The following is an 11,453-nucleotide window of genomic DNA, read 5'->3' as shown; positions in this document are numbered from 1 at the left end:
TTAAAACCAAGGCTGTGTTTCCAGATGAGGAGTCTGTTTTCAAGCTGATGTATTTGGCAATGAACAACATTGCTAAGCGATGGAATCGACCGATAAAAAATTGGAAGGCAGCCTTGTCTCATTTTGCTATCCTATTTCCAGGACGCTTCAACTATTAAAAATCTAAAGGCTTACACAAAAATCTAAACACTCTCCAATTCAGTGCCATGACCCGACCCGCGTCTGCACCAAATTCAACAAGCGTGGGTCTTTTCTGCGGGCCACAGAGCGATCCCTAGTTTTGTTGGCGATTGCGCTGCTAGAGCTCTTTGTATTCCAGACAACCTTTTCTACTATCCTTTTCGAAGGATAATTTGAATTGAATTAATCACGGACTAAGACCCACCTTACTGCTGTTTGAGGTGGGCTTTTTGTGGCGTTCGCCCTTTGGGTAGACCTGTCGCCCTGTTCTCCATGTCACAATTCAGCAAACTACAGTCATAGCCCGCGTGACCCCAAACAGCGCGGGTTTTTCATAGTAAGTTGCGCTGGGCTCCTAACGAGAGATTGAGAACCGCTTCACAGAATTTGTACGTCTGCGATTCCCTTTCAATCAGCCCCAGCTTTTGCTGAAGCCATTCGTTGATGGAAGTAAGGCGTATCCCTTGACTCAGGAGCACTAGGCACTCATTCAACAATGCGTCGTTCCCGTATATAGTTCGAACCAGGTGCTCGGCTTCCTCTGCCTTGATCGGATGGCGAATTGCTAACATTCTTGCTTTTAACTTGATCTCTGCTTCATTACCTTGCATCGCAATCGCCTGTCTCCGGCTTCAGCCCCAACTGACCTGATGGCAGTCATTGTTTCAGTTGTACATCGGTTTCTAATTTCACACCGCTATCTCCCGGCTTGGTATTCAAGCTGGACAGCCCTGCATCGGTCTATTAGCGCTGCCGCTCACGTTTGGAGACGAGGTTTAGAACCGCTTCGCAGAAGGTGTAGGCCTGAGAACCAGGTTCAACCCGTCCTATCTTGCCCTCAAGCCACTGAGTTATGGAGGCAAAGCTTACGCTCCTTTTTGCCAATTCCTCGCATTGCTCCAGTAGCTTTGTGTCCTCGTCGGTGAAGCGGATAAGGCATTCAGCCTCATCGGCTGACAGAGGGGAACGAGCTGCTATCATTCGGGCTTGCAATTTGATCTCTGCTTCATTAGTAAGCATCGCAACTGCCTCGCTTTTTCAGCTTTTTCAAGGGTAATCCCTTCCATGACCAGATCTAGGCAAGGTATATCACCCCTCATCGACTATCCCGAAGGATGGGTGATGGAATGGCACTCATTCTGGCATAACCCAATCACCCAAGCCACCCCCACTTTTTCCCACAATGACTGCCGCCGCTCTGCTGGTGGAGTTGTAGTGGGCATTCAGCTCAGGTGTACTATAAAGATCTCAAACATTAATCTACTTTCGCCCTGCCTTCTGCGGTCGGGCATTTTTGTTTAAGGCATTGCGATCGCCACTTGTGGCACAATTCAAAACACGTAAGTTTTGATTCCCGCGTCGTACTCGCAGACGACGCGGGTTTTTCATGGGCGGTAGACGTGATTTTGGAAAAATATAGGCCTATATAAGCAGTTTAGCGACGGGAAAAATTAGGCATTGAGCGATTGTCACTCACGGATGAACTGCCCTCCGCAGTTGGTTCATTGCTTGGGGCGAGCGCCTGGGTTCTTAATAGCTTCAAGAATGGCTATGATTTCCTCCGGGGTTGCAGGGTACAGGGTTACGTCTTCCGCTTGCAGTCCTCGACTAATCTGCATTCTGCTGACTGTATGTAGCAGATTCACGAATTCTTCATCCGTTAGCGCTTCTATGAAAGGAACGAGTTCGGAAACCTGTGCTTTTAGTTCATCGTCGGTCATGGCTCTGAATCCCTTGCTGTTGGGGTGTGGTCTTTAGTAATTCACTCTTTACTGGTTTAAACACAGGGCAGTCTAGAGGGCTGACAACTATTCCTGTCATTTGACAGCTATCCATGTAAGCCATAAATTCAGGCCCATAGGGATGAATGCACCCCCCGCACTCCTCATTCAATGGGTCACAGAAGATGCAGTCATAACAACAGCTTTCAATCACCGTGTGCCCTCCACTGATTTAAATCCAGGACAGTCTGAGGCATCCATCCTTACCCCTGCCCCTGCACACCGCACGATATAAGCCAGAAACTCGCAGCCCCGAGGATGTTCGCAAGTGCAGTTGTTAACGTCACAGTAAAAGCAGTCTTGGTAGTAGGTCTTAGGCATGCGATCGGTCTTCTATCATTGTCAAAAGTATCCCATGGAGTCGAGAGAGGGGCAGTGCCTAGTTCTTCTTTGCTGCCGCCTTACCTCGTCCCCAACCGATTCACTGTAACCTGGGCAACGTTAAGCACCCTGCTGTCACTACCGCATCATCACCTATCCCCCTGACCACTCCCCCCGGCCTACTGGTGGATCTGCTGTAGGTTGTTGCCGTGGATGGTGAGAGGATTTGGAATAGATTTTCTAATTCAGTCGCGCTCGGTAGCACCTCTTCCGGGCCTTTTTCCATCAACAGCGAGGGGCGATCACCCCTACCCTCTCCCAAGTACATAACCTGCCCCGAATCCACCTATAGCAGCCACGAGAATGATGAGTATTTTCTCAGGCAGCTCCCGACTTCCACTCATCCCTGCATAGATGAGCAGAGCAGTAATGAGCAGTAACCCCACACCCATACTCAACCGCTTGATTGCTTCAGTCATGGCTCGCTCCTTCTAGAAGTAGCGAGGGGTGTGATGGTTAATAGCTGCCACCTAGCATCAGAATCTGTAAAACCTTGAGCACGCCAGTGTTGTCCATGCTGTGCGATCGCTTCCTTCTCCAGCGATTCAATCAATCTATGCAATTCCTCGCTCTCGCCTTCGGGTGTACCGTCGTGCTGCAACGAAACTTTTTTGCGGAACGAGAACGAAACTTCTCCTTTGTTTGAAAGCACTCCATAAGAGCCCGTCACAAAATAGTGCGTTTCAAACATAGCGATCGCCCTCCCGCTCCCTCCCTAGAATATTCCCTTGAACCGCAGCAGAGAGACAGGAAATTTGTCCCCTAGGGCGTTCGCCTCCACTTGTTCAAAAAAAATCCCGCCCCTCAGATGGTTTTGGCGGGGTGTCACAACCACTTGAATTTTCCGTGGACGGGCTTGACGTCAGGATACGGCACGCTTAATTTACCAAGTCTTAAGAAGGACTTCACCCCTCTGCCTTAACCCCACTAGCTAATTGCTCTAATGATTACCAGGCCGGTGGAAATTTAGCTGGACGTCTGCACTAATGCAGTCGCATCAGAACTCGGCATGGGACGGCCCATCAAGTACCCCTGCACTTTGTTAACCCGCAGTTTTTTTAACACTTCCAATTCAGCTATGGTTTCAACCCCTTCGGCCACAATTTGACTCTCTGTTTCTCCAGCAAATGTAATGAGAGCTGTGGCAAGTGCACGGCGGGCAGCATCCAGGTGTATACCGCGTGTAAGGCTCATATCCAGTTTGATGATGTCGGGCTTCAGGTTCAGGATGTGTCGAAAGCTGGCGTATCCCGCCCCTGCGTCATCTACAGCTAATCGTGTCCCTTGGTCTCGGAGTGGGAAGAGCGTGCGTTCAAAGGTTTCATAATCATCGATAGGCGCATGCTCTGTAACTTCCAAAACAATCCGCTCAAGGGGAGCATTGACTAGAGACCGGGTAATTGCTCCACTTAGGATATTTTCGGGGGCTACGTTGAGCGTAATATACACATCGTCAGGAAATTGAGGCATGTCCTGAAGAACCTTACTAATCACAAGCATTTCAAGTTGCTCGCTCAAACCTACCTGTTGGGCCTCATCAAACCAAACGTTTGGGGCTTGAGGTGGATCAGCTATGAATCGGGTGAGGGATTCAAAACCAATAAAACGGTCCTGGGAGACACAGTAGATTGGCTGGTAGACAATACCAATACTTGAGGTGTTTAAGACTGAAAGAATTCTCTCGGTTACTTCACGGCGGGCTTGATTTGCGACAAGGTCTTGCTCAATTTGCTGGCTGACAAATTCTGCAAATACCCGCATTAGGGAAAGATCTCGCTCGACCAGAGTTGGGTCAGGCTCACGGCTAAAGCAACAGAAGGTACCATAGAGACGACCATTGCCTAAACGGATCGGAACACTGAGATGGGCTCCAACAGGCAGAGCTATCGTGACTTCTAATTCCAGAGCTGCCGGACATTGCAAGGCATCTGTAATTAACTCAGGTAGGCGTCCATCGACAACTCGCTGGCAATAGCTTTCATCTAAAGGGCCCGAGCCCCCAACTTGAATTGGAGTTTCTTCATGTTTTGAATCGATATACCGAAAGAAACGCCTTCCATCCCGAAACTCAGATATAAAGGCGATTTCCATGTCTAGATGAGAGCGGATAAGCCTTAAAACATTCTGCAAGGTCTTTGCAATGGAAGCTTTATTTTCTCGGGCTTGGGTTAAAAGAATATCCGGGACGGTAGTCAAATCTAACGATGGCGGCTCTCCTGACAGGTAAGAGTCTCTGGCTTCCATTAAAGTTCTCCAAGAACAGAAGTCTAACTCGCATCGCCTGTCATCATTCGCAGAACACTAAGCTAATATTACCCAACTGTTTTGACTTGTTAAGCTATTGAAAGAACAAATCTAAAACTTTTCCAAAAGAAATTACTAATCCATATAAAGAGATCTTATAGAACTGGAGGATCTGGAGAAGAATCTGAAAAGCCTAGAGCTACCCGGTCGCAACAAAGTAGGTCGTCGCCTAAAGCGTCTGATGACTAATAGGACAGCTGTAGTTGGGCTAACGGCTGGAGCTGCCACTGTTGCTGATAATGTCAACCAATTCACCGACCACCTGGCCGAGCTGGGAGAGAAGTTGGGTGCGATCGAGTTGGTGCAGCCGCAACAGCCTAATATTATCATTCCTTGATAGAAATTTATAGGGATTGAACCAGACGGAGGGTTTTCTAAACATCAGCAGATTTTGAGCAAAACCCAAGACCATATGTAATAGAGACAGGTTATGCCTCATCTTTTGCCTTCAAATCGTCCTATGCAAGATCCTATATAAAATCATAAAGAGGATGAAATAAAGCTCTGAGTAAAAATTATTGCATGGTCAGCTATAATTTGCTTTTAAGCACCCAAGTACTTGATTTGTAAGCATTTTAGGCTTTGAGCCTCAATTATATAGATTTGCTTTTAAGCACTACTAGGCCCAAAAGGGAAGATAACGAGCATAGCGAGTCGAACTAGAAGCAGAGTCATCTGCTTTGATTAGTCCTGCTTCTTTGGTCACACCAATTACTTGAGACACTAAAACATTCTTCGACTCGTCAAAACCAAATCGTTCCCGTAGAGACTGGTTTGACATTCGTTGATTACTAACATATTTTAGGCAGCAATGTTGGTAGCAAGCGCGAATTCGATCTGATTTACCCATATCGGAAAAGTCTTGATGAGCGAATAAGACGGATGTAGTACGTGTCTCACCAACTCGAAAATCTGGCGCAGGTAACTGAAAAATCTCTGCTGCACTTACTACTTTGTCAATACCGCTACCCTTTTCCTCGCAAATGCCAAAACGACGCATAAGGTCAGCGAGTTGCTCGTTACGTGAACGATATTCGTCAATAAAGCGTTCTACTTGAATAGGTGGAATACCAGGATTAGAAATTTCAATTCGATCACTGTACATCTCAATCATTACTGAAGCACCTGTAGCGAGAAAATCTTGATGCACTAGTGCGTTAGCAATTAACTCCCTCAAAGCCTGTTTTGGAAACATTTTTACTTCTTCCCGCATTACTTCTTCAATGAAGCGATTTTTGGGGGCTGCTGAGTGGACGAAATCAACTAGCCCTTCAAAGCCAACTGCATAACCGCGATTACCTGTCTTGTCATCGCGCGTTTGAAGCTTGTTTATGCCTTCATATATAACGACACGGGGAGCTTTACGAGCCAGATTGGAAGAAAAGGCATCTAATTTTTTTGCCAGAAGAATAGCGGCCAGATTTGTGATTATCCAACCTTGAGATGTTTGTTTAATTAAATCTTGACTCTGCAACCGCTCTAAAACAGCATCGCGGCTTGTTGGATAGGGAATATCTAACAGCTCAAAATATGTTTGGGTATCGAGAAGGGCAATAACATTATCAGAGCTAGCATCAGAGCGAGCAGGTTGAGAAAACCAGTCTTGATGATCTTCAGCAAAAATGCGCTTGAGCATATCTGGCGTCATTGGCACCAAATCTTCACCCGCGCGCATCAAGTAAGCGCCATCAAAAGTGAATGCTTGCCCTACAGGACGAGTAGGTATTTCAAAAACGAGCACCCGACCATTAGGGTGCTGTAGCTCTGTTACTTCTACCCGAAATCTAAGTTTCTCTACAATTAGAGCTTTAACACTGTTCAAAGACGTTGGAGATGGAAATGCCTGTGTCCCAACTATGGTACGAGGAGGCTTATTGGTGACGCCTAAGACTAAATAACCTCCACCCTCATTAGCTAAAGCCACACAGTACCGTAAAAGTTTAGTTGTATCGTATTGCTGTTTAGCTTCCTTAAATTCAAGCTGCTCCGTCTCTGACGGAGCAAGTAGCCATTGTTCTAGACTTTCAAGAGTAACCATGTTTATCTCTAGGTCATCCAGTAACACAATAGCCTTTTATCTTACACCGCTGCGGGGGGGGACAATAAATGTAGATTCTCTTAGATCTTAGAGTGAAAATCTTAAAGTCTTCAATTAATATTCCTATCAATGTTTAAGTATCAGTGTTAGAAAAATAAGACAACACGAAGAGATACGAACTATAAATAGTATCTCTATCAATAAGCTATACATGCTCGTTGAAATTCTCTTAATCTACCTTCAAGATCCCATACTTCAAAAATCCAGCTTTCAAGCTCATCAACAGGATATGGCACTAAATTTGACGCTGATTCAATATCAATGACTTGATCATCTCCTAACAGTATTGGAGGTAACTTTAGTTCCTTCTTCTTGGAGAAGAGTGATTCCAGGCATATTAAATGATTGCCACTCATACCTCGTTTCATGAAGTTTTGCCTACCGATTTCTAGTATTCCTCTCAGACGACCTGTTAGGGGGCCATTTAACATCTCCTGCTCTATAACTTCCATTTCACTAACCACCATACTTTGTAGTTCTGGAATGGGAGGCAAGCCAGCAGAAGTGACTACGCTTTCAAGCCACTCATATAAATTTGAAACATTATCACTTGAAGCATATTGAGCCAGCACAAAGAAAGCAAAGCTTCTATCTTTTCCAGATAACAGTTGAGAAGCTCTCTCATCTATAAATCTATGTATTGATAAAGGCTGTTGTTCTTTGAAATCTTTAGGTAATTTAAGCTGACTAAATACTTGAGAGGGAAGATTGAGGCATAATGATGCTAGAGCTGATGAGAGCCGATAAGCTAATCCAATATCCTGAATTTCCATAAAATTGGCGAGACAATGAGTCGCCACTGAGTAAGCAGTTAGCTCTGGATTATAAATTTTCTCAATACACATAGACTGAAACAATTGGGATTCAACTAGCAATTGATCCGCATCTAGTTGTTTTTCAAGTTCAGGAAAAATAATTGTATATTCAAGCTCAAACTCGGCGGCTGTAGCTATTGTTTCCATTAAGGAAACAATAGAAAGTGGCACTCGGCTGATAAGAGAATCCTCAAAGCTCTTAAATCGTGTAGTTAGGAATGGACGATCTGACCGGAGTCTACCATCACTGCCATACTGCAAGCCAAAAGAGTACTCATATTTCCATGGTACTCTACGCCAGGAATTACTATGAATTGCTGGACCGTTTACACGATAGTAATCCTCGCAATTATTTCTTGAAATCTCAGAAAATAGTTTTATTATTCTCCATAACTCCTCTTCATCCTGGACGTAAAAGGCATTAAACGCATTATATATAGAGACAAGATTATTTTGGCCCCAAAGAGTGCTTGTATGATCCAGCCAATGGGTTATTTCATGAATGATTACTGACCAGATTTTCCTTATAAGAATTACATTTTTAGGATCCTTATAAAGTTCTACAAAATCCTTCATTTCAACTGAGTTCGCAAACACAGTTTGAGTCAAGAATTCATATCTACCGTCTGCCGTAAGGTTCGGAAAGCCACGCCATTTTTTCAGTATCTCCTCTAATTTCTGACCCATCGTTTTTTCAGGCGTCATAGTCAATTTCCAGCTCACTTTTACGAAGAAAAACTGAAATTATATAGAGAAACATCAATTGATATCTAATTTATCACTGTTACTCAGTGGAATCATTAGACGGCAGCTCCACCTCATATCGAAGAAAAAGCTCTGTATTGAAATGTCAAGGATTTGAGTTAGCCGATCAACGTTAGCCAAGTAGGACTTGTCCCTCCCCTCTCAACAAGAGAGATGAACGTATAGTAAAAACCTCCACGGTCTGCTAAAGCCTCTTGGGCAAGATCTAGTTCCCTCCACCATCGCTGGATCAACTTCTTTGTCTTTCTGTAACCGGCAGCAGTTTTCTTAGCACCGCTTAATCATGTTAGAGCTTCATGGCTTTGTCCACAGGAAGTTTGATGAATAATAACTGTCCGTTCGCTCAATGATACTATTCCCAATTGCTTCGACAGGAGAAAAGTATGAACAATTTGCTCAAGAAAGCGAATGGGTTCCTCAAACGTGTTTACAAAGTAGAAGTAATGTAGGGAAGCAGGTTCCCGCTTTCCGCCAAAGATTATAAGAAATCGTAACCAACCAGAGCAGGACCATACCTCTCATCGACTCGTTACACCCACCAAAAATTTGAACCTCTCATAACAGAAGGGTTTTCAGCCGTTTTCAATTTATTTACTCCAAGTAAACCTAACAGGGGTGAGGTTAACGACAATCTTGCGCATGGGAAAGGCGTAACCTGCGTTTTTCACCGCGGCCCTAACGCGCTCTTTTGATTCCTGCACTTCCTGAGACGGGAGGCCCACGACAACGATGCCGGGTAAGCCCCCGGCAATGTCCGTTTCAACCCCAACTTTAACCGCATCAATGCCAATGAGTGATGCACTCCAGACTCGTGAAAGCATACAATTCCTAATTGCGATCGCCATTCAGCCCACGTAATACAAGCTCCGCTTCGGATGAGAACGGTACGTTTTTTTGCTGGGATGTCTGCGTATCGGGCATCCCAGCAAAAAACATACGGCTACTCTATAGAGGGCTCTGTATGAGCAGAAGAGGCTTAACTGCTCCTGCTCAGGTAGATTAAAGGGCAGTGGTTATAAACCCATAAACTGTAGAGTTCCCTAAAACAGTACGAAAGCACCACTGTATTTCTCGGATGCTGTCGCGTCACGGCAACAGGGGAAGTCAGCTTGTGTTTGAAAGTGCTTTGCACCTTCAAACACAAGCTGACTTCCCTATTTAGGACTTCTGCATTCTTGTTGTGTTTGATGAATCCCTAGGACTTGTGGCGCAGGTGGAGCGGCAGGCTCACGGTCGCCTTTGTCCAACCCTGGCCGCTGGTTAACGTAATGGTGCCCTGTAGGTATTCCACCAGTCGTTTAGTAAGGGGAAGGCCGAGGCCCGTTCCGTCAATGAAGGAAGGATTGAAGTTGGGGGTACGGTAGAACTTTTCGAAGACATAGGGCAACTCTTCGGTAGGAATTTCAGCCTGGTTTTGTACGATGATGAGCAGGCGATCGCTCTCCACATCGCGCTCAACCGTCAGTTTGATTTCACCACCGAAAGGGGTATGTTTGTTGGCGTTCTTTAGAAGTTCTTGCAGAATGCGTTCTAGCTTCTGGCGAACGGTCAGGAGGCGGGGCAACTTGCGGGAGAGCTGGATGGAGAAGGGTTGTTGGGACGTCGTAAACGCGGCTTTGAGCGGCTCCACAAATTTAGGGAGCCAGGCTCTCACATCCAGGCTATCCAGGGCCAGTTCTGGGTAGGCTCCTGCTTCTAGATATTGCAAATCGAGGAGATCTGTAATTAAATTGGCTTCGCGATCGCACTCCTCCCGCAAAATGTGCAAACACCGCTCTCTCTGCTCGTCAAATTTAGCGATGTCTATTACATACAGGGCCATTTTCATGTTGGTTAATGGCGTCCGTAATTCATGAGAAATCGTGCTTAAAAAGTCATTTTTTAACCAGTTGAGTTTTTTCAACTGTTCAACCTGGTTTTGCGACTCCTTATAGAGGCGAGCTTGGCGGAGGGCGGTCGCACACTGCTTAGCCACCTGTTGAATCAGGTACACCTCACTCGGCGTTAATGCCTGCTCCTTGGCACTAAAACACCAGATGTCGCCTAACGCCTCCTGGTGATCGACAATCGGACATGCCAGGATCGAAACCTCACCCCGGATTGGGTTATTCAATTCGCAAAACTGGAACGTTTGACACTGCAACAATTGCCGATACCCTTCTGGGAAGCTTTGCATGGCTACAACTCCCCGATTGGAAGGAGAAACGGGTATTTGGGTAAATGCGCCATGAACGGTAGAGGTCTGGGCTGACAGGTCGTAAAGGCCAATGTCACAGGCTTTTAGATTCAGCGCCAGGGTAAGTTCTTGCAGGGTCGTTTGCAGGATATGGGCTTCGTCGAGGTTGTCGCGGAGGCGATCGCCAATCTGGCGCAGGGCTTCATCAGCAACATTACGCTGCATCAGTTGCGTATTCAGGGCTTGAAGCTGAGCCTCTGCCTCTTTTTGAGGCGTAATGTCCCGAACAATCCATCGCAAAGCGGTCGGCTCTCCCTCTTCTTGCCGCACAACCGCGACTTTAAGAGCACTGTCAAAGGCGTAGCCCTGGCGTGGCTGGATTTTGATTTCCCAGTCATATTCCGAATCAAGTTGCAGTGCATGCAGCAGATTCTTCCGGAAAATACTTCGTGCTTCCAGTTCAATGAAAGAGATGAGGGGTTTACCGCGCAGTTTGGATGGGCTAACTCCCAAGAGATCAGCCGCTTTCTTGTTGGCTTCTCGGATCGCGCCATAGGCATCGGTCACCAGGTAGCCTTCGGATGCAAACTCAAAAAGTTCTTGATAACGTAGCCGCTCCGTTTCAATGACTATATGGGCTGCGAGTAACTCTTCATTTTGCTGGTGCAGTTCTTCTTCAGCAACCTGCAGTTCCTCCATGGCAACCTGAAGTTCTTCTAGAGACTGCTCTAATAATTCAGAATTCGTATCGCTTGTGAGGCCGATCTGATTTTGTAAAGTTTCTATTCGACTCGATATCTGTTTCTTCTGCTTCGAGAATTCAAAGATGTCCATATTTTCCTAGGGCGTGTCATCAATTAAGCCAGATGAGCGTTGCTGCCAGGTAGATACCCCCTAAAAAGCTCTCCGCTAGCTTATCGTACCGGGTTGCAATCCCCCGGTATTGCTTCAGT

General features: G+C 45.9%; 10 protein-coding genes and 2 pseudogenes. 2 read left to right on the top strand and 10 right to left on the bottom strand.

What is annotated here, in order from left to right:
* Positions 1-158, top strand: a pseudogene (locus NDI52_RS33620) (IS256 family transposase); the annotation flags it as partial.
* Between the two features lie 766 nt (positions 159-924).
* Here NDI52_RS33620 and NDI52_RS33615 read toward each other — a convergent pair.
* The 5 genes from NDI52_RS33615 to NDI52_RS33595 all read right to left on the bottom strand — a co-directional run bounded on the left by NDI52_RS33615 (position 925) and on the right by NDI52_RS33595 (position 4,586).
* Positions 925-1,200, bottom strand: coding sequence for a hypothetical protein (locus tag NDI52_RS33615; RefSeq protein ID WP_190770842.1), 276 nt, complete (start codon positions 1,198-1,200; stop codon positions 925-927).
* 482 nt (positions 1,201-1,682) lie between these two features.
* A complete protein-coding gene (locus NDI52_RS33610) occupies positions 1,683-1,901 on the bottom strand; it encodes a hypothetical protein (protein WP_190770841.1) in 219 nt (72 codons plus the stop codon).
* 689 nt (positions 1,902-2,590) lie between these two features.
* On the bottom strand, positions 2,591-2,761 hold the full coding sequence (locus NDI52_RS33605) for a hypothetical protein (RefSeq protein WP_190770840.1): 171 nt from the start codon (positions 2,759-2,761) through the stop codon (positions 2,591-2,593).
* Positions 2,758-3,033 (bottom strand): hypothetical protein, encoded by a 276-nt coding sequence (locus NDI52_RS33600; RefSeq protein WP_190770839.1) that lies wholly within the window; start codon positions 3,031-3,033, stop codon positions 2,758-2,760. Before NDI52_RS33600 ends, NDI52_RS33605 begins: the two co-directional genes overlap by 4 nt.
* 275 nt (positions 3,034-3,308) lie before the next feature.
* Positions 3,309-4,586, bottom strand: a complete 1,278-nt coding sequence (locus NDI52_RS33595) for an EAL domain-containing protein (RefSeq protein ID WP_199307954.1) — start codon at positions 4,584-4,586, stop codon at positions 3,309-3,311.
* Positions 4,587-4,827: 241 nt separating this feature from the next.
* Here NDI52_RS33595 and NDI52_RS33590 point away from each other — a divergent pair, with 241 nt between their 5' ends.
* Entirely contained in the window at positions 4,828-4,983 is a 156-nt protein-coding gene (locus tag NDI52_RS33590; protein WP_190770838.1) for a hypothetical protein, read from the top strand.
* Positions 4,984-5,265: 282 nt separating this feature from the next.
* Here the strand turns inward: NDI52_RS33590 and NDI52_RS33585 are convergent, their stop codons facing one another.
* From NDI52_RS33585 to NDI52_RS33565, 5 genes and pseudogenes are all read right to left on the bottom strand, one after another.
* Positions 5,266-6,684, bottom strand: coding sequence for an ATP-binding protein (locus NDI52_RS33585; RefSeq protein WP_190789443.1), 1,419 nt, complete (start codon positions 6,682-6,684; stop codon positions 5,266-5,268).
* A gap of 197 nt (positions 6,685-6,881) precedes the next feature.
* Entirely contained in the window at positions 6,882-8,264 is a 1,383-nt protein-coding gene (locus NDI52_RS33580) for a hypothetical protein (protein WP_190789442.1), read from the bottom strand.
* A gap of 671 nt (positions 8,265-8,935) precedes the next feature.
* Positions 8,936-9,145: pseudogene (locus tag NDI52_RS33575) on the bottom strand (magnesium chelatase domain-containing protein); the annotation flags it as partial.
* Positions 9,146-9,519: 374 nt separating this feature from the next.
* A complete protein-coding gene (locus tag NDI52_RS33570) occupies positions 9,520-11,334 on the bottom strand; it encodes an ATP-binding protein (protein ID WP_348257095.1) in 1,815 nt (604 codons plus the stop codon).
* 19 nt (positions 11,335-11,353) lie between these two features.
* The coding region (locus NDI52_RS33565; RefSeq protein ID WP_190771277.1) for a transposase at positions 11,354-11,453 on the bottom strand (100 nt) is incomplete at its 5' end.

The organism is Leptolyngbya sp. PL-A3 (genome assembly GCF_039962325.1).
Classification (GTDB): Bacteria; Cyanobacteriota; Cyanobacteriia; order Elainellales; family Elainellaceae; genus Vacuolonema.
Note: the sequence above shows the minus strand (reverse complement) of the source record. Positions and strands in the feature narration are given on the sequence as shown.

Bases quoted from the DNA above. Each gene is read 5' to 3' on its own strand.
- NDI52_RS33615 (WP_190770842.1), bottom strand. From the start codon at position 1,200: ATGCTTACTAATGAAGCAGAGATCAAATTGCAAGCCCGAATGATAGCA.
- NDI52_RS33610 (WP_190770841.1), bottom strand. From the start codon at position 1,901: ATGACCGACGATGAACTAAAAGCACAGGTTTCCGAACTCGTTCCTTTC.
- NDI52_RS33605 (WP_190770840.1), bottom strand. From the start codon at position 2,761: ATGACTGAAGCAATCAAGCGGTTGAGTATGGGTGTGGGGTTACTGCTC.
- NDI52_RS33600 (WP_190770839.1), bottom strand. From the start codon at position 3,033: ATGTTTGAAACGCACTATTTTGTGACGGGCTCTTATGGAGTGCTTTCA.
- NDI52_RS33595 (WP_199307954.1), bottom strand. From the start codon at position 4,586: ATGGAAGCCAGAGACTCTTACCTGTCAGGAGAGCCGCCATCGTTAGAT.
- NDI52_RS33590 (WP_190770838.1), top strand. From the start codon at position 4,828: ATGACTAATAGGACAGCTGTAGTTGGGCTAACGGCTGGAGCTGCCACT.
- NDI52_RS33585 (WP_190789443.1), bottom strand. From the start codon at position 6,684: ATGGTTACTCTTGAAAGTCTAGAACAATGGCTACTTGCTCCGTCAGAG.
- NDI52_RS33580 (WP_190789442.1), bottom strand. From the start codon at position 8,264: ATGACGCCTGAAAAAACGATGGGTCAGAAATTAGAGGAGATACTGAAA.
- NDI52_RS33570 (WP_348257095.1), bottom strand. From the start codon at position 11,334: ATGGACATCTTTGAATTCTCGAAGCAGAAGAAACAGATATCGAGTCGA.